Raw genomic sequence first — 18,827 nt, 5'->3', positions numbered from 1 at the left:
AGTAAAAACCATCGGCGATAAACCCCAAAGCCTTGCCGTCTGATTCGATTTTTTAGCTAGTTTTGGAGATATTCAAAAATAAAATCTGACATGATAGGTCCTTCCGAACTCATTATTAATCAGGATGGGAGTATTTTCCACCTGCATCTGAAACCTGAACAACTGGCAGATCATGTACTTTTGGTTGGCGATCCGGGACGGGTTGAGATGATTTCGGCTTTCTTTTCTGTTGTTGAAACCGAAGTTCGGAACAGGGAGTTCGTTTCTGTTACCGGCGTTTATAACAATCAGCGGATTACCGTTGTTTCGACCGGGATTGGTACCGACAATATCGATATTGTGATGAACGAACTGGACGCTTTGGTAAATATCGATTTCAAAACCCGGGAAATTAAGCCTGTGAAGCGCTCGCTGAACATCATCCGTATCGGCACATCGGGCGGATTACAGGATTTTCTGGACCTGAATTCGTTTGTCCTGTCTGAAAAGGCCATCGGGTTTGACGGTTTGCTTAATTTTTACGCCGACCGGAACCTGGTTTCGGAAGCCGATTTTGAAAACCGGTTCAAAGCCCATGTTAACTGGAACCCGATTCTAACTTCGCCCTATGTTGTCAATTGCTCAAAAACCTTGTATGATAAAATCGCCAACGGTGAATTCACTGCCGGCGTAACGATTTCAGCCCCGGGATTTTACGGTCCGCAGGGACGGGTTCTGCGACTGGAAATCATTGATCCTGAAATCAATAAAAAAATTGAATCGTTTAGCTACGGCCACTATAAAATTACCAATTACGAAATGGAATGTTCGGCCATTTACGGGTTGGCAGCCCTGTTGGGCCATCATGCCTTAACGGTTTGCCTGATTATTGCCAACCGATTAAGCAAAAATGCCAATGGCGATTACCATAAAGAAATGAAAAAATTAATCAAATTGATACTGGACCGGTTAACATCATAATCAGGCAAGCAGGATGAAAGAAGAAAAATTACAGGCGTTAATCGCTTTGCTGGACGACCCGGATCAGGCGGTTTACCGGATGGTTGAGAAAGAGTTGTTACAGGAAGATATAAAAATCATCGACCAGTTGGAACAGGTATGGGAAACCAGCCTGGATGAATTAATGCAAAACCGAATTGAAAACCTGATCCAGCAAATTCAGTTTGCCGATACCCGCAGGAAAATCAGAAATTGGTCCAAACAGGAAAAGGTAGATCTGTTCGAGGGATTTTTCCTGATTAGTCAGTATCAATATCCGGAGTTAAAGCTGAAAACGATCAAAAACAAGATCAGAAAGATCAGCAGCGACGTTTGGCTCGAGATCAGCAACAAGCTCACATCGATTGAGAAAGTGACGATCCTGAATCACATATTTTACGATGTCAACAAGTTTACCATCAACCTGAGCAACCTGCAATCGCCTCAGAATTGCTACCTCAACCAATTACTCGAAACCAAAAAAGGGAATGCAGTATCCATTGCCATTTTATATACCTTGGTCGCCCGGGAGCTTAGCTTCCCGGTGCAGCTTATTGATTTTCCCCGCAATCCGCTCCTGGCCTATGTCGATCCTGAAACCGCCAGAAAAGCGCATGGCGAAGATTATCCGTCGCCGGTATTGTTTTACATTAATCCGTCAAACCGGGGCGCAATTATCGGACGAAAAGAGATTGAATTTTTTCTAAAGAAAAATGAACAGATCAACGAAGAAATTTTTTACGAGCCCTGCGAGGACCGCGTTGTGATTAAAAAACTCATCGAAAGCCTAATTGAAGCCTACGATGCGCAAGGCTTTCAGGATAAGGTGGACGACTTAACCTCAATTGCCGGTTTATTATAAACATCCGGCTTCTCAAATCCGTCGGAATACCGGTTCCGGATAAGCGATATCGGCCAAAAAAAGTCCTTCCGGCGGAGCGGAAGCGCCCGCAGCGCCCCGGTCTTTGGCTTCAATAATCCGGCGAAAGTCGTTAATCGTCAGTTTATGCTGGCCAATTTCAACCATCGTCCCAACAATGGCCCTCACCATATTCCGGAGAAAACGATCGGCTTTTATCGTAAAAACCAAGCGGCTTCCCTGCTGTTTCCATGCAGCTTCGTAAATTTTACAGAAATTGGTTTTTACATCGGTATGCAACTTACTAAAACTGGTAAAATCTTCATAATCAAACAAAACAGCACAAGCTTCATTCATTTTATCCACATCCAGTTTGCGCAGGTAATACCAGGAGGTTTCCTGAGAAAAAGGATCTTTTTGCCGGTTGATAAAGTAATGATAAGTGCGCGAAACCGCGTCGAAGCGGGCATGGGCTTCGGGACCAACTTTCGTCAAACGGAAAATTACCAGGTCGGCATTCAAAAAACGGTTCAGTTTATAAGCAAAATCCGGATGGTCGAGCGTTTCTTTTTCCGAATCAAAATGTGCAACATAATAACCGGCATGCACCCCGGTATCCGTACGGCCGGCTCCGGTCACTGCAATTTCTTCGCGGCAGATGGTACTCAGGGCAAATTCCAACACCTCCTGTACGCTTTTGGCATTTGGTTGTACCTGCCAACCATGAAAACGGGTACCGTTATAAGCTAACTCAACAAAATAGCGTTGTTTCAAAATCAATCCTTTAAATAAATAAAAAATAACAGCTTGCCGAAAGGCTGAAATTATTATTTTTACAGCTCTTTCATCAGTTTTGGGGCTTAACAACTTTTAACAAAGTTATACCCTTTTTTGTACACAGATGAATTATTTTCGTCAACCATTAAAAAAAATAATATCAGAATAATATGAACCAAGCAGTTGATATTCGTGAGCTTAACGAACGAATCCAAAAAGAAAGTTCTTTCGTGGACTTGATCAGTATGGAAATGAACAAAGTAATTGTCGGACAAAAGCACTTGGTAGAAAGCTTATTGATCGGCTTACTTTCCGGCGGCCATATTTTACTTGAAGGGGTGCCCGGTTTGGCAAAAACATTGGCTATCAACACGCTGGCAAAAACCATCAGCGCCGATTTTGCCCGTATTCAGTTCACCCCCGACCTGCTTCCCGCCGACTTGCTGGGAACCTTGATTTACAGCCAGAAAAACGAAGAATTTGTGGTTAAAAAAGGCCCGATCTTTACCAATTTTGTTTTGGCCGACGAAATTAACCGCGCCCCGGCAAAAGTACAGTCGGCCTTGCTGGAAGCCATGCAGGAACGGCAAATTACTATTGGCGACAAAACCTTTAAGCTCGAAGAGCCATTCCTGGTGATGGCCACCCAAAACCCGATCGAGCAGGAAGGCACCTATCCCCTGCCCGAAGCACAGGTCGACCGGTTTATGCTTAAAGTGGTCATCAATTATCCCGGCAAAGAAGAAGAAAAGCTCATCATCCAGCAAAACCTGCTGAAACAATTTCCCCAGGCCTCAACGGTATTGAAACCTGAAGACATCATCAAAGCCCGCGATGTGGTCAAAGACGTTTACCTGGACGAAAAAATCAGCAAATACATTGTCGACATTGTGTTTGCCACCCGGACACCGGCCGATTACAAACTCCACAAGTATGTCGATATGATCTCCTACGGTTCCTCGCCGCGCGCGAGCATCAGCCTGGCCCAGGCAGCAAAAGCCTTTGCCTTCATCAAACGGCGCGGCTATGTCATCCCTGAAGATGTTCGTGCTGTTTGTCCGGATGTAATGCGTCACCGCATCGGATTGAGCTACGAAGCAGAAGCCAATAACGTCACAACCGAAGAAATAATTACTGAAATACTGAATACAGTTGAAGTTCCGTAACGAAGCCAAAATTCCAGGTCATAATCAAAAAGAAGAAGTTTTGGACAACCTGAAACCTGAAACTTGGAACCTGGAACCTGGAACCTGAACGTTGGAACTTTAATACCTTTATTTGATGGAACATACGGAATTACTTAAGAAGGTTCGGAAGATTGAGATTAAAACCCGCGGGTTAAGCCGGAATATTTTTGCCGGCGAGTACCACTCGGCGTTTAAAGGACGGGGTATGGCATTCAGCGAGGTTCGGGAATACCAGTTCGGAGACGATGTCCGCAGCATCGACTGGAATGTGACAGCCCGTTACAACAAACCGTATATCAAAATTTTTGAAGAAGAGCGCGAACTGACGGTTATGCTCCTGATAGATGTCAGCGGATCACGGGATTTCGGATCGTTCGAAAAATTTAAAAAGAATGTGATTACCGAAATTTCGGCCATCCTCTCATTCTCGGCCATCCAGAATAACGATAAAATTGGCGTTATTTTCTTTTCAGAAAAAATCGAAAAATTTATCCCGCCAAAAAAAGGAAAGTCTCATATCCTGCGCATCATTCGCGAATTGATTGATTTTGAACCCGAAGACAAAGGAACAAATATCACCGGCGCCCTTCGTTACATGACCAATGCCATAAAAAAACGAAGCACCTGCTTTATCATTTCAGACTTCATCCAAAACGAAACCGAATTTGAAAAAGCGCTGACCATTGCCAACAGCAAACACGATGTGGTGGCCCTGCGGATTTTCGACGAACGCGAAACCACCCTGCCTCCAATCGGCCTGGTCAAACTAAAAGATGCCGAAACCGGGAAATACGTTTGGGTTGACAGCGGCAGCAAAAAGGTTAGGGACACCTATGCGGACTGGTGGCGCGAAACCAACAGCAGGCTTGATTATACCTTCAAAAAAAGCGGTGTGGATTATGCCAACATCAACACGAAAGAAGACTATGTCAAATCACTGATGAGCCTGTTTAAAAAGCGGGGGTTAAAAGCATAAATAATGAAATTATACATTTATACAATCATCTTCGTCGGCCTTCTGGCAATTCATTTCAATCCGCTCCGGGCCCAGCAGGTTCATGTACGGGCCGTGATCGATTCGACAAATGTGTTGATCGGCGATCAGTTTAACCTGCGCCTTGAAGTAGACCAACCTAAAAGCGCCCTTGTAGAATTCCCGGCGTTCGGCGATTCGCTTTCGGAGACTGTTGAAATCGTGGCCCGTTCGCCGCTGGACACATTTCACCTGGATGCCGGCGAGCAAATCAAGATCATTCAGAATCTGACCATCACCTCGTTCGACACCGGCAAACATGTGGTGCCGGCATTAAAGTTCGGATTAAAGTACCAGAACATCGCCCAAATCATTGAAAGCCAGCCGGCCGAATTTTATGTACACGGAATGGAAATTGATACCACCAAAGGACCGGTGGATATCAAAGCGCCTTATACCGCGCCGGTTACCCTAAAAGAAGTTTCGCCTTATATCCTGGGAGCCATCCTGATCGGCGCGCTGATCTTTTTCCTGTTCTACTACATCGAGCGCCGGAAAAAGAACAAACCGGTTTTCGGATGGGCCGAAAAGCCCAAAGATCCCGCTCATGTTGTGGCGCTTCGGGAACTGGACCGGATTAAGGAACAAAAAATGTGGCAGCAAAACCAGGTAAAGTTATACTACAGCGACATTTCAGATACCTTGCGTATATACATTGAAGAACGTTTTGGCGTTCAGGCGATGGAGTACACGACCGACGAAACCATCCGGGCATTCATGTCTCAGAAAAATTTGCTGAACGAGAAAAACTTCAAGGAGCTGAAGGACATCCTGAGTTTATCGGATCTGGTAAAATTTGCCAAATACCAACCGCTGCCCGACGACCACAATATGACCCTGATGAACGCTTACTTCTTTGTAAATGACACGAAAGCGGAAGAAAAGAAAACAATTCAGGAGAAAGATGAACGGGAAGGCGATGATGTTGTTTTAAAATAGAGAAGAAATGAACGGGATAACATTTAAAAATCCGGAGTTTTTTTACTTGCTGTTTGTATTGGCCCCCATGCTGGCCTGGTACATTTTCAGGTACCGGCGGGCCGGCGCGAGTATCAGGTACTCTACGACCATGGGATTTAGTGCGATACCGGCCACCTGGAAACACTACCTGCGCCATTTGCCTTTTGTGCTGCAACTGGCGGGCATTTCGTTGCTTACCGTGGCGCTGGCGCGTCCCCAGTCGTCAAACAGCTGGCAAAATGTGACCACTGAAGGGATAGACATGGTGATCGCCCTCGACATTTCGAGCTCGATGCTTGCCCGCGACTTTCAACCCAACCGGCTCGAAGCGGCAAAAGAAGTAGCCACCCGTTTTATTTCGGGAAGGCCTAATGACAAGATCGGGCTGGTCGTTTTCTCGGGCGAAAGCTTCACCCAATGTCCGCTGACCACCGACCATGCCGTACTGATCAACCTGTTCAAAGACATCCAAAGCGGTATGATTGAAGACGGGACAGCTATTGGTAATGGCCTGGCCACATCGGTTGCCCGCCTGAAAGAAAGCGACGCCATCAGCAAAGTCATTATTCTGCTGACCGACGGCGAGAACAACCGGGGCGAAATTGCACCGGTAACCGCAGCTGAACTGGCCAAAACATTCGGGATCAGGGTTTATACCATTGGCGTAGGAACGATCGGTACAGCCCCCTACCCGATCCAAACCCCGTTTGGCACACAAATTCGCGACGTGGAAGTTAAAATTGACGAAGAAACCCTGCAGAAAATATCCGATCTTACCGACGGCAGTTATTTCAGGGCCACCAATAACGACAAGCTGAAACAGATTTATGAACAAATCGACCAGCTCGAAAAATCGAAAATCGAAGTCAAAGAGTACAGCCGGAAAGATGAAGAATACGAACAATACGCTATTCTGGCCGGGATAATCCTGCTTGCAGGTTTATTCTTAAAAACAACCCTGTTTCGAAACATTCCTTAAGTGATACGATATGGAAATGTTCAGATTTGCAAATAACGAATACCTCTACGCCCTGGCCATCATTCCCATGCTTCTGCTTGTGTTTGTTTTAACCAGGCTGCACCGCCGAAGAGCTTTGGCTAAATTCGGGCAAAAAGAAATTGTCGACCAGTTGATGCCCAATGTCAGCAAAAACCGGCCGTTTATAAAGTTTTTCGTATGGCTTCTGGCCATCAGCTCGGTCATTTTGGCCATTGCCCGGCCTCAATTTGGCAGTAAGCTAAAAACCGAAAAACGCACAGGCGTCGAACTGATCATTGCCCTCGACGTTTCGAACTCCATGATGGCCGAAGACATTCAGCCCAACCGTCTGGAGCGGTCCAAAAGGGCGATCTCGCGGCTTGTAGACAACCTCAACAACGATAAAATCGGTTTAATTGTATTTGCCGGCGACGCTTACACCCAATTGCCGATTACCTCCGATTATTCGTCGGCCAAGTTATTTCTGAACGCAGTCAGCACGAACATCGTTCCCCGGCAGGGAACAGCGATCGGCGCAGCAATCAACCTGGCGGTTAATTCATTCAGCCCTCAGTTTCAGGGAAACAAAGCCATCATCATCATTACCGACGGAGAAAACCATGAAGATGACGCGATTGGAGCAGCCACTGCTGCCGCCGGAAACGGAATTATTGTCCATACCATCGGGATGGGTTTACCGCAGGGTGCGCCAATTCCCGTCATCCGAAACGGACAACGCGACTACCGGAAAGATAAAGACGGACAGGTGGTGATCACCAAACTCGACGAACCGATGTTACAAAAAATCGCAGCTTCCGGAAACGGAATTTATGTACGGGCAAACAATGCGCAGGTAGGATTAAATACCCTTTTCAACGAAATTAACAAGATGGAGGAAGCTGAACTGGAATCGTTGGTTTACTCGGAATATGAAGATCAGTTTCAATGGTTTATTGGTCTTGCATTATTATTTATTCTGCTCGATTTTTTGATTTTGGAGCGGAAAAACAAATATTTGAAAAACATCAGGTTATTTGGAAAATGAAAGCAAAACAAATGACATATTCAGGACTGTTCATCCTCCTGATCTGCCTGACCGGCACAAAGGTACAGGCACAAAATGAACGAAAATTCGTCCGTCAGGGAAATAAAATTTATGAGAACGCCCTGGCTGACACCACGAAGCTGGATACCCTGAGTTTCAGCCTGGCCGAAACGGCATACCGGCGCGCCTTAGACAAACGCCCGGATGATTTGAAATGGAACTTCAACCTGGGCGATGCGCTTTACAAACAAATGAAGTTTGAAGAATCGACCGGTAAATTCAATGAAATAGCGGAGAAAAGCGCCGATAAGACAGAAAAGTCACGGGCTTACCACAACACCGGAAACTCCCTGCTGATGCAAAACAAGTTGGACGAAAGCATTGAAGCCTATAAAAAAGCCTTGCGAAATAATCCGAATGACCTGGAAACCAAGTACAATCTGCTTTATGCCATGAACATGAAAAAACGTCAGGAAGAACAGAATAAACAGGATCAGAATAAGGATCAGCAGGACAAGGACAAGGACAAGGACAAGGACAAGGACAAAGATCAGAATCAGGACAAAGATCAGAATAAAGATCAGCAGGACCAGAACCGCGACAAGAAACAGGACCAGCAAAATCAGCAAGATCAGCAACCGCAGGAACAAAAAATTTCGAAAGAAAATGCGGAACGATTGTTGCAAGCCTTGCAAAATGATGAAGAAAAAATACAGGAAAAAGTAAAAAAAGCACAAGCCGAAAAGGTCAGGCAGCGACAAACCGATAAAGACTGGTAAGCATAAAATTTATAGCCCTTTTCGCAAAATAAAAAAGCTGATTATTTGTTACTTTTAAACCGGATTTAATCAAAATAGGATGAGCCAAATGTTTCGAAGAATCATACTCTCTGTTTTTATACTGATTTCTGCCATATCTGTCATGGCCGACAATGTTCGTTTTACCATGTCGGGGCCTAATATCGTTACCGTTGGCGAGCAATTCAGGCTTTCGTTTACCCTGAACGACAGGGGAAGCGACCTCAAACTGCCCGATATGTCGGGTTTTGACATCCTGATGGGACCATCTACCTCGCAAAGCTCCAGCTTTCAGATGATAAACGGTCAAACCACGCAGTCGGTTACTTTTTCGTACATCTTCATTCTCCGGGCAAAAGAAGAAGGCAACTTCACAATTCGCCCCGCCTCCATAAACGTCGACGGAAAAGTTTATGAATCAAACGACCTGAAAATCCAGGTTGTCAGATCGCAGGCGTCTCAGCAAAGCCAGCCACAGCAGCAACAACAACAATCGCAGCAGCAGGGACAAGCAAGTGCCTCAGCCGAATTAAGCAAAGAAGATTTATTTGTGCGGGTTGAGCTTGACAAGCAAAACGTTTATAAAGGAGAACAAATACTGGCCACGGTAAAGATCTATGTCTCCCCGGATGTTCCCATTACCAGTTTTGATGATGTAAAAATCCCTTCCTTCGAAGGTTTCTGGACGCAAAATATCGACATCCCCAACCAAATCAGTTTTTCGCGCGAAGTATACAATAACAAGATCTACCAGGTTGGGGTGCTGAAAAAGACCATTCTCTTTCCACAGCAAACCGGACGAATCCGGATTGATCCGTTCGAGATTACCTGCATGGTCCGCCAGCAAGTGAAACGGCAGCGCAGTTTTTTTGACGACTTCTTTGATAATTACCGTACCGTCACCGCCCGCGTGGCCAGCCCTCCGGTTACCATTTCGGTTAAAGAACTGCCCGCTCCCACTCCTGCCGGTTTCTATGGCGGAGTTGGCAATCTTAATTTTTCGGCTTCGTTTGACAAAACCGATGCAAAATCCAACGAAGCCCTCACCCTGAAAATAACCGTCTCGGGGAATGGCAATTTAAGGTTAATTGAAGCGCCCAAAGTAGAGTTTCCGGCTGATTTTGAAACTTATGATCCTAAAACAACGGAAAATCTCCGCTCTGCTGAAAGCGGTTTAACCGGTAATAAAACCTTCGAATACCTTGTTATTCCGCGTATCGAGGGCGATTTTACCATTCCGCCAATCAGTTTCTCAACATTCAACCCGACCACCGGACAATACAAAACACAGAGTTCGCCGGCTTTTCGGCTGCACATTGAAAAAGGCAGCGACGAACAAAACGCGACCGTTACCAGCGCCTTCTCGAAATCGGATGTCCGTTACCTCGGAAAAGACATCCGTTACATCAAGCAAAACCGCTATAAATTGCACGAAAAATCGAGCTCATTTTATGGTAGTCCGGCCTTCTGGTTATCTTACTTCGGCTCATTGCTGATTTTCCTGATGATCGCCTTGATTTACCGGAAAAAACTGCGTGAAAATGCCAACCTGCAACTGGTAAAAAACAAAAAAGCCAACAAAGTTGCCCGTAAACGGTTAAAAGAAGCCGCCAACTTCATGAAAAACAATAAGGCAGAAGAGTTTTACGAAGCAACCCTCAGGGCTTTCTGGGGATATTTAAGTGATAAACTGAGTATCCCGGTAGCCGATCTGAACCGGGATAAGGCAACAAAATCGATGGCTGGCCGCCAGGTTAGCAGCGAAGTCATTGATGAATTTATCCGGATCATCGACACCTGTGAATTTGCCCGCTACGCGCCAAGTGCAGCCGGAGGTACGCCCGAAGAGTTGTACCGCGAATCGGTCAGTCTGATGGGAAAGCTGGAAAAACAAATTCGTTGAGTCAAAATAAAAAAGTAGGACAAATGAAAGCGATCATTCACATCATATTCTTTCTGGTTATTTCGAGCGGAATTTTTGCCCAGGAAACGGTTCTTGAAAAAGCAAACCAACATTATATGGCCGGCGAATACGCCGAAGCCGTTGAAGCCTACCGCGAAATACTGAACAGTAACCTGGAGTCGGCCGAAGTGTATTACAACCTGGGCAATGCGTATTATAAATCAGGACAATACACCAAATCAATCCTTCATTACGAACGGGCCAAATTACTGGCTCCCAACGACGAAGACATTCAGTTTAACCTGGAATTGGCCAATCAGCATGTAATTGATGCCATTGAGCCGCTTCCCCAGGTTTTTTTCATCCGTTGGTGGAACGACATCACCAATAAATTTTCGACCGACGGCTGGGCCAAAATCAGTGTGATTTCCTTTCTGATCACCCTGGTCTTAGCCGGATTTTTCTTTTTCAGTCAAATACCGGCTGTAAAACGGATCTCATTTTGGATCGGAATTTTAATTCTAGTTATTTCCATTTTAAGTTTTAACTTTGCCGCCCGGCAGAAAAAACGGATGACGGAGCATAAATTCGCGATTATAACGCAATCAAGTATAACCGTGAAAAGCTCACCCTCGGAAAGCGGCACCGACCTGTTCTTAATTCACGAAGGATTAAAAGTTGAAATTAAGGATAGCATCGGAAGCTGGAGAGAAATCCGGTTAGCTAACGGCAACCAGGGGTGGTTACCTGAAAGCAGTTTGGAAAAGATATGATGATTGCCGGCAAAAGCCGGCTTTTTTGTTACAGCAGAATTTTTTAAAACCATTTTAAACGCGAGTTGTTTAACTCATAAATTTAAAATCATGGCTTATAATTTACTAAAAGGTAAAAGAGGAATTATTTTTGGCGCGCTAAACGCCGAGTCCATCGCATGGAAAGTGGCTGAGCGTGCTTACGAAGAAGGCGCAACCTTCACATTAACCAATACTTCCGTAGCCCTGCGTATGGGCGACACAGCCCAACTGGCTGAAAAATGCAATGCACAGTTAATTGCTGCAGATGCAACCAGCGTTGAAGACCTGGAAAACCTGATCCGGGAATCAGTGAAAATTTTGGGAGGAAAGATTGACTTCATCCTCCATTCCATCGGCATGTCTCCCAATGTAAGAAAAGGCCGCCATTACAGCGACCTGGATTATAACTACCTGGAGAAAACACTCGATATTTCAGCGGTTTCCTTTCACAAAGTATTACAGGTTGCCCGTAAACTGGATGCTATCAACGAATGGGGATCGGTTGTGGCCCTCTCTTATGTGGCCGCCCAGCGTACCTTTTACGGGTATAACGACATGGCCGACGCCAAAGCCCTGCTCGAATCAATTGCCCGTAGCTTCGGCTATATTTACGGAAGAGAACGGAATGTACGCATCAACACCATTTCGCAGTCGCCAACACGGACAACCGCAGGAAGCGGAGTAAAAGGTATCGATAAACTGCTCGATTTCGGAGAACGGATGTCGCCCCTGGGCAATGCAACAGGCGACGAATGCGCCAATTACTGTATTACCCTCTTCTCCGACCTGACACGAAAAGTGACCATGCAGAACCTTTTCCACGATGGCGGATTCTCCTCGATGGGGATGAGCCTGCGTGCCCTGGAACAATACGAAAAAGGCTTGGGTTGCGATTGCGAGTGCGGACCTGCAGAAGGCGACCACCAATTTGATTAAGACCAATTCATGATGATACACCGAAAAGCTGTCCGAAGGTAAACCGGACGGCTTTTTTACTTCAGAACGGTGCCGTCTCCGTTAAGTGGCCGCGCGTAGGTGCCCAGAATAATCAAAGAAGGCATCGGCGGTTCTTTGGCCTTTAAAAGAGAATCGACTTCTCCGAGGCTGGATGTGAAAATTTTCTGATCGGGATGACCTACCCGGCTGACAATTTGAAGGGGAGTCTGGGCGGGGATGTCACGTTTTTGTAATTCGTCGGACAGAAAACCAAGATTCTTCAGCCCCATGTAAATCATGACAGGAGCATTTGTTTTCAACACCGACGCCACGACCTCAATATCATCGAACCCGCCGTTGCGTTTATGGCCGGTGTAAAAAAGCGCCATACTGTTTACTCCCCGCAGGGTCGCCGGAATATGGAAGTATGCCGTGGCTGCCAGTCCGGCAGTAATACCCGGAACAACTTCAACATTCAGATTCGCGGAAAGACAGAATTCCAGTTCCTCGGCCCCGCGCCCGAAGATAAACGGGTCGCCGGCTTTCAGACGTACAACACGCTTTCCGGCAAGGGCAAATTCCCTGAGCTGGCGGAGGATACCGCACTGACGCTCCGTTTGAAGCTGCCCGTCCTGATAATGTTTTCCGGCGTATATCTTCAGGCAATGAACAGGCGCCAGTTTCAGGATTTCGTCGCCGTGCAAGGCATCGTACAAAATGACATCAGCCTGTTCAATCCGGCGAAGAGCTTTTATGGTCAGCAATTCCGGATCTCCCGGGCCCGCGCCAACGATAGAGATTAGATGGTTAGGGACATTGGTCATTGGTAATTGGTCACTGGTTACTGGTTACTGGTCACTGGTCACTGGTTACTGGTCACTGGTCACTGGTCACTGGTCACTATTTCAGATAAATAATCCATCGGGCTGAGATATTTGAACTGGTATCCCAAAGTCCTAATCAATTTTGTACTGTCAACAATTTTGAATGGTTCTCTCTCGTCCGTAAATTCAGGGGCAGGCCATCCGGATACTGCCGATGCTCTTTCGTAAAATTCTTTCCGTGTTGGATGTACCGGACAGCAGGCATTGAAAGTATAACCCCAAACCTCTTGGCGGATTAGTTCACGAATAATCCCGATACAGTCATCCTGATGAATCAGGTTCACAGGCTTCATGCCATCCAACGCTTCGCGTTTGCGACTTAAAAAACGGGCCGGATTTCTGTCGGCGCCGATTAAACCGCCAAAACGCAAAACGGTTGTTTTGAAATTCGGATTGGTCACCAATAAATTTTCAGCAGCTAGCAAAGCCCTTCCCGAAGGTTTGCCGGGAACAAGCTCGTCGGCTTCGGTTGCAGTCCCCGCTGTTTCGGCATATACCGAAGTGGATGAAACAAACAACACTTTTCCGGTTTTATATCGCTCCAGCAAAGCGGTCAGTTGCCTGATCTGGTTCGGGAAAACCGTTTCGACATCTGCTGTTCTCCGGGGCGGAATGGCCACGATGACCAGGTCGCTGTCAAAAAACGCCGGATCGTCTATCTCCACGCGGCTTTCGTGAATCACCAGCCGGTACGGACGGATTCCCGCCTGTTCCATTTCTCCGAATTTTAATGGTTCAGTCACCGAACCCTTCACTTCAAAACCTTCATTCAGCAAGGCTTTGGCAAGCGGAAAACCAAGCCAGCCGCAACCCAATACGGATATTGTTTTTATCATACTCCCTATAACAACGTTTTGGCTTCCGGGTTATCAATCCAGCCGGTTTTCTGACAATACTCAATAAATAATCTTTCTTTTGGATTCGGGTTGGTTCATCTTTTTGATGATCCGGTCGACCGAGTACTTCACAAATGAAAGTTCTTCCTGATCGGGAGAAACGTTTACCGAATTCGGGAAAACTTTCCAGGCAGTCATGGCCGTATTTTCGCCAACGGCCATAATCTGAGCCTTGGGAGCTGGAAAGTTCCCGGATGCTTTATAGTTTTCAATGGCCGTAGGGCTAAAGAACAGGTAGGCATCAAACGCTTCATTGATCCACGTTTCAATCGGCGTATTTTTATACACTTCCATTTCATGCGCCGGGATTCCCTGCACAAACAAGCGTTCATACAAATCGTTCAGGGCTTTGTCGCCACGCAGATAAACCACACGCTGCCCGTTGTTGTTTTCGGCAATGAGCTGCGCCAGCGACAAGGTGTTGGGCTCAGCGGCCAAATGAACTTTCATACGCGCTTTCCGTAAAATATCCCGTTGTTTTTCGGAGAGGCAGTAAATTTCGTGTTTCGAACGTAAACCAAAATGCCGGCGAAACCGAACCAGCCAATGCGCGGCATACGAGCTCGTAACCACCAGGCTCACTTTTTCATCTTTTATCGATTGTAAAAACTCCACTTTCGGTTTGCGGAACTGAATGCGGATAAAGGGATGTTCGATAAACCTGATCGGCTGTTTTTTTAACCATCGCCGGGTAGCAGCCGATAAACTTCTTCCTATAAATATTGAAGGTAATTCCATTTTATCAGTGTTTAAAATCTTTTCCTTGTAATGTTTCCTTTACATATCCTTTACGAAGAACGAAATCGCCAAAACCTTCGCCATGTTTTCGCTCCTGTGCAAAATCGGCAATGATCGGGCGAAGTTCTGTGAGAATTTCTTCTTCGGAAAGCGTTTCTTTGTAGAGGGTATTTAAACGCGTACCGTTTAAGTTTCCTCCCAAATAGAGGTTGTAGTGTCCGGGTGATTTGCCAATAAAACCAATTTCAGCCAGATACGGCCTTCCGCATCCGTTTGGGCAACCGGTCATACGAATCACAATTTCTTCTTTCAATAACTGATATTCATCCAGAATAATTTCCAGTTTCGAGATCAACGAAGGCAGGTAACGCTCAGCCTCTGCAAAAGCCAGCCCACAGGTGTTTAAAGCCACGCAGGCAATTGAATTTTGCCGCAAACCTGACAGCGGTACCGGCCATACGCCGTATTTTCCCAGAATCCGGTTGACTTTGTCTTTTTCGGTGGTGTTGGCAATGATCAGGTTTTGGTTTCCGGTTAAAATAAACCGGGCGTCCACTTGTTGGGCCACTTCCCGCAAAGCAGTTTTCAGTTTCAAATCTTCGGTATCCTTCACACGCCCGCCTTCAACAAACAAGTTCAGACTCCACATTCCATTCGCGCTTTTCACCCAGCCAAACCGGTCGCCATTACGCGTAAAATGATACGGACGGGCAGGCTGAAGCCCGTAGCCCAGATATTTGTTCAACTCAGACTTAAACCAATCCAGACCGTTATGATCGATGGTATATTTCAGGCGGGCCAGCTTCCGGTTTTGACGATTACCGTAATCTTTTTGAACCAGAACCACCTTTTCAGCAACATCCACGGCCTGATCGGGCGTACAAAAACCAATTACATCGCCCAGACGCGGGTAGGTTTCAGGAATGCCGAAAGTTGAACCAAAACCGCCGCCAACCACCACATTGTAGCCAAGCAGTTTTCCGTTTTCCTGAATCGCGATATAACCTAAATCCTGCGAAAACACATCAACATCATTATAAGGCGGAACAGCAACTCCAATTTTGAATTTCCGGGGAAGATAGCGGTTTCCGTAAATGGGTTCCACATCTTTTTTCCCGTCAACCAATAAGGTTTCATCGAGCCAGATCTCGTGATAGGCAGTTGTTTGCGGCGTTAAATGAGCCGAAATGTCCCCGGCCAGTTGGTAGGCCTGCGCATGAATGTCCGACTCTTCCGGGTTGGCATGTGACATCACATTCCGGTTAACATCGCCGCAGGCCGCGATGGTATCCATCAAAGCGTCATTGATCCCCCGGATGGTTGGTTTCAGTTTCTTTTTAATGACGCCATGCAACTGAAAAGCCTGGCGGGTAGTCAACTTTAATGTACCGTTAGCATGCTCATCGGCCAAACGATCGAGCTGCAGCCACTGCGCAGGCGTGGCAACTCCTCCCGGCAGACGGACACGGATCAGGAAAGAGTAGGCCGGCTCCAGTTTTTGGCGTTTGCGCTCTTTTTCCAGATCGCGATCGTGTTGCTGATAAATACCGTGAAATTTCGACAATTGGGTATCTCCATCGGCAATTGCCCCCGTTACCGGATCGGCCAGACTTTCCGCCAGTGTTCCGCGTAGGTAATTACTCTCGTACTTCAGCTTTTCCGTTTCTGATAATATGCTCCAATCTATTTGCTCGCTCATTTCAAATCCTCTTTTTCCGATTAGTAAGCATTTATACGAATTAAATATACGTATTTATACCTACTACCTCGATGGTTTATTTTTATTTTTAACAATTAAATAACACGATCACTTAATACACATCGGCCTGAAAACGCTTTTCCTTTTTCAGTTTTCTGAAATATTCCCTGGCTTGCTCTTCGCTCATACCGCCCTGTGTTTGAATGATATTCAACAGGGTTGACTGCACGTCTTTGGCCATATGTTTCATATCGCCGCACAGATAAAAACTGGCGCCATTCTCCAACCAGTTGAAAAGCTCTGCTTGTTGTTCGGCCAAACGGTGCTGCACATAAACTTTATCATGCTGATCGCGTGAAAAGGCCAGGTCAATTTTTTCGAGATAACCTTTTTTCAGGTATTTCTGCCATTCAATCTGGTACAGGAAATCGGAGCTAAACCGGCGCTCGCCAAAAAACAGCCAGCTTTTTCCTTTCAGATTCGACGCTTCGCGTTGCTGCAGGAAAGCCCGGTATGGAGCAATTCCGGTTCCGGCCCCAACCATGATGATGGGCGTTTCTTCACGCTGTGGCAATCTGAAACTTGGATTACGTTCGATAAATACCGGAATTTGCTGATCAATCTCAATCCGGTCGGACAGATAGGTGGAGGCTGCTCCCTGACGTTCCCTTCCTTTATTCTCGTAACGAACGGTCGACACCGTAACATGGACTTCATCTCCAACAAAGTCCTGGCTGGAGGAAATCGAATACAGACGCGGAGGCAAAGGCCGCAGCAAATCAACCAATTCCTGGGCAGTCAGCGCAAAAGGAAACTCCTGAATCAAATCAAGCACATCGTGTCCCCATAAATACTGATCGAGCAATGCCTCTTCATCAAGTATTTTGTTAACGACCTCCAAGCCGGTTTTCTCAGCATATTTTTGAATGACATCCCGGGTCAGCAGCGTAATTTCCAATTGATGCCGCAACGCATTTTCCAGGGTAAACTCACCTTTTTTAATTTTAACGATCGTTCCGGCATCCAACCTTAAACTTTCGAGTATTTTTCCGACCAAAGCAGGTGGATTATCGGCCAGGATGCCAAGCGAATCGCCTGGCTGATAGGAAATTCCGGATCCGGAAAGCGAAATTTCGACATGATATACTTCTTTATCCGACTCACGTCCGGTAATTTTTACTTTATCCAGAATTGTGGCCCGGTACGGGTTTTTCTGGTTGTAAACAACCGCTTCCAAAACGTCAGATCCATTCACCGGCAATGACGGGCCGGCCGAAACCTGATCCGATACTTTGGCAATCACCTCATCCATCCACCGGGCGGCGTCGTCCTCATAATCCACATCGCAGGTAACAAGGGGGACCAATTCACTGGCTCCTGCCTTTTGCAAGGCTTCGTTTATATCCAGTCCGGTCTGGCAAAACAATTTGTAACTTTTATCGCCCAAGGCCAGGATCGCGTAATTTAGTCCCGGAAGCTTCGGGACCCGGTTGCCGGTAATAAAGCGGTGAAAATCTTCGGCCATTTCGGGCGGTTCGCCTTCTCCGTGCGTACTCACGATGATGACTAGATTTTTCTCATTTTCCAGCTGCTTCGTGTTATAATCGTCCATCGGAAAAACCGAAGCACTGAGCGATTGCTGTGCAAACTTTTCTTTCAGTTTTTTGGCCAGGCTTTCGCTGCGGCCGGTATGCGAACCGTACAGAATGGTCAGTGAATTCCCGGCCGCAAGTTTCCCGGGAAGGGTTTCAGCAACAACTTGTTGATCCGCTTGCTGATCCCATCCCGCCGTCAATCCCTGGAAATAACCACTTAGCCAAATCAACTGCCGGGGCTGAGCGTCCTGAAGCAATTGCTCAAGCGCTTTTGCCTGCGCTTCATTTAAAGGATTCAATTTAATACTCATCAGTTTTATTTTTATTTTCCAAATATTCTTTTATTTCGTCTCTGAGCCGGATGGACTCAAATACATCTTCTGCATTTGAACTAACAGCCACCCGCATATTTTTTTGCTGATAGATTGCCGGAGATACAAACTGGCAAAGTGCCGGTTGATCGTGAATATTGACCAGAACGCCGGCTTGTTTTCCGTCTGCAGCAATCTGCCGGTCAAGGTCCGGGTTGTTTGTACAGGAGCAGAGAAGCAGAAAACCCTCCAGATCTGCCTTTTCATAGGCTTTTTCCCGGTATGAAATCCCGCTTTTTTTAATTTCGTCACAAACCGTTAAGGCTACGATTTCAAGCGAGGCATCAAAACGTTTGAAAATCTGTATTTTTTTCCAGGCGCTTTGGCCTCCGCCAATAATCAGAATCTTTTCGCCGGCGATATTGATGGCTATGGGTAAAAAGTTTTTCTTCATGG

The 18,827-nt window shown here is 46.3% G+C and carries 18 protein-coding genes; 11 read left to right on the top strand and 7 right to left on the bottom strand.

Translation table 11 applies throughout. The annotated features are described in order from the left end of the window. Positions 1 to 90: 90 nt before the first annotated feature. Entirely contained in the window at positions 91 to 960 is an 870-nt protein-coding gene (locus tag ACOIT5_RS16890; protein WP_423127334.1) for a nucleoside phosphorylase, read from the top strand. Positions 961 to 973: 13 nt separating this feature from the next. Beyond that, positions 974 to 1,840 carry a transglutaminase-like domain-containing protein gene (locus ACOIT5_RS16885; protein ID WP_423127333.1) on the top strand — a complete coding sequence of 289 codons (867 nt, stop codon included), beginning with the start codon at positions 974 to 976 and terminating at the stop codon, positions 1,838 to 1,840. Between the two features lie 12 nt (positions 1,841 to 1,852). On the opposite strand, the gene truA is transcribed toward ACOIT5_RS16885, so the two are convergent. Next, positions 1,853 to 2,611 carry a tRNA pseudouridine(38-40) synthase TruA gene (truA, locus tag ACOIT5_RS16880; RefSeq protein WP_423127332.1) on the bottom strand — a complete coding sequence of 253 codons (759 nt, stop codon included), beginning with the start codon at positions 2,609 to 2,611 and terminating at the stop codon, positions 1,853 to 1,855. A gap of 173 nt (positions 2,612 to 2,784) precedes the next feature. On the opposite strand from truA, the gene ACOIT5_RS16875 reads away from it, so the two are divergent. The 9 genes from ACOIT5_RS16875 (at position 2,785) to ACOIT5_RS16835 (ending at position 12,248) form a co-directional block, all read left to right on the top strand. Then, positions 2,785 to 3,780, top strand: coding sequence for an AAA family ATPase (locus ACOIT5_RS16875; protein ID WP_432205910.1), 996 nt, complete (start codon positions 2,785 to 2,787; stop codon positions 3,778 to 3,780). Positions 3,781 to 3,895: 115 nt separating this feature from the next. Further along, positions 3,896 to 4,777 (top strand): DUF58 domain-containing protein, encoded by an 882-nt coding sequence (locus tag ACOIT5_RS16870; protein ID WP_423127331.1) that lies wholly within the window; start codon positions 3,896 to 3,898, stop codon positions 4,775 to 4,777. A gap of 3 nt (positions 4,778 to 4,780) precedes the next feature. Further along, positions 4,781 to 5,773: a hypothetical protein gene (locus ACOIT5_RS16865; RefSeq protein ID WP_423127330.1), complete on the top strand. Its 993-nt coding sequence runs from the start codon at positions 4,781 to 4,783 to the stop codon at positions 5,771 to 5,773. Positions 5,774 to 5,780: 7 nt separating this feature from the next. Beyond that, on the top strand, positions 5,781 to 6,773 hold the full coding sequence (locus ACOIT5_RS16860) for a vWA domain-containing protein (protein ID WP_423127329.1): 993 nt from the start codon (positions 5,781 to 5,783) through the stop codon (positions 6,771 to 6,773). Positions 6,774 to 6,783: 10 nt separating this feature from the next. After that, entirely contained in the window at positions 6,784 to 7,818 is a 1,035-nt protein-coding gene (locus ACOIT5_RS16855; RefSeq protein ID WP_423127328.1) for a vWA domain-containing protein, read from the top strand. A gap of 11 nt (positions 7,819 to 7,829) precedes the next feature. Further along, positions 7,830 to 8,597 carry a tetratricopeptide repeat protein gene (locus ACOIT5_RS16850; RefSeq protein WP_423127327.1) on the top strand — a complete coding sequence of 256 codons (768 nt, stop codon included), beginning with the start codon at positions 7,830 to 7,832 and terminating at the stop codon, positions 8,595 to 8,597. 88 nt (positions 8,598 to 8,685) lie between these two features. Further along, positions 8,686 to 10,518 (top strand): BatD family protein, encoded by a 1,833-nt coding sequence (locus ACOIT5_RS16845; protein ID WP_423127326.1) that lies wholly within the window; start codon positions 8,686 to 8,688, stop codon positions 10,516 to 10,518. A gap of 23 nt (positions 10,519 to 10,541) precedes the next feature. Next, a complete protein-coding gene (locus ACOIT5_RS16840; protein WP_423127325.1) occupies positions 10,542 to 11,291 on the top strand; it encodes a tetratricopeptide repeat protein in 750 nt (249 codons plus the stop codon). A gap of 90 nt (positions 11,292 to 11,381) precedes the next feature. Continuing rightward, positions 11,382 to 12,248 (top strand): enoyl-ACP reductase FabI, encoded by an 867-nt coding sequence (locus ACOIT5_RS16835; protein WP_423127324.1) that lies wholly within the window; start codon positions 11,382 to 11,384, stop codon positions 12,246 to 12,248. Positions 12,249 to 12,304: 56 nt separating this feature from the next. Here the strand turns inward: ACOIT5_RS16835 and cobA are convergent, their stop codons facing one another. The 6 genes from cobA to ACOIT5_RS16805 form a co-directional block, all read right to left on the bottom strand. Then, a complete protein-coding gene (cobA, locus tag ACOIT5_RS16830; protein WP_423127323.1) occupies positions 12,305 to 13,072 on the bottom strand; it encodes a uroporphyrinogen-III C-methyltransferase in 768 nt (255 codons plus the stop codon). 59 nt (positions 13,073 to 13,131) lie between these two features. Beyond that, on the bottom strand, positions 13,132 to 13,968 hold the full coding sequence (locus tag ACOIT5_RS16825; RefSeq protein WP_423127322.1) for an NAD(P)-binding domain-containing protein: 837 nt from the start codon (positions 13,966 to 13,968) through the stop codon (positions 13,132 to 13,134). 60 nt (positions 13,969 to 14,028) lie between these two features. Then, positions 14,029 to 14,766 carry a uroporphyrinogen-III synthase gene (locus ACOIT5_RS16820; RefSeq protein WP_423127321.1) on the bottom strand — a complete coding sequence of 246 codons (738 nt, stop codon included), beginning with the start codon at positions 14,764 to 14,766 and terminating at the stop codon, positions 14,029 to 14,031. Positions 14,767 to 14,770: 4 nt separating this feature from the next. Next, a complete protein-coding gene (gene cysI / locus ACOIT5_RS16815) occupies positions 14,771 to 16,465 on the bottom strand; it encodes an assimilatory sulfite reductase (NADPH) hemoprotein subunit (RefSeq protein ID WP_423127320.1) in 1,695 nt (564 codons plus the stop codon). 112 nt (positions 16,466 to 16,577) lie between these two features. Then, on the bottom strand, positions 16,578 to 18,371 hold the full coding sequence (locus ACOIT5_RS16810; protein ID WP_423127319.1) for an assimilatory sulfite reductase (NADPH) flavoprotein subunit: 1,794 nt from the start codon (positions 18,369 to 18,371) through the stop codon (positions 16,578 to 16,580). Further along, positions 18,361 to 18,825, bottom strand: a complete 465-nt coding sequence (locus ACOIT5_RS16805; RefSeq protein WP_423127318.1) for a precorrin-2 dehydrogenase/sirohydrochlorin ferrochelatase family protein — start codon at positions 18,823 to 18,825, stop codon at positions 18,361 to 18,363. The genes ACOIT5_RS16810 and ACOIT5_RS16805 overlap by 11 nt, the downstream gene beginning before the upstream one ends. Between the last annotated feature and the right edge of the window lie 2 nt (positions 18,826 to 18,827).

The organism is Gaoshiqia hydrogeniformans (genome assembly GCF_049347105.1).
Taxonomy (GTDB): Bacteria; Bacteroidota; Bacteroidia; order Bacteroidales; family Prolixibacteraceae; genus Gaoshiqia; species Gaoshiqia hydrogeniformans.
The sequence above is the reverse complement of the archived record's forward strand: the minus strand, read 5'-3'. Positions and strand labels throughout refer to the sequence as shown.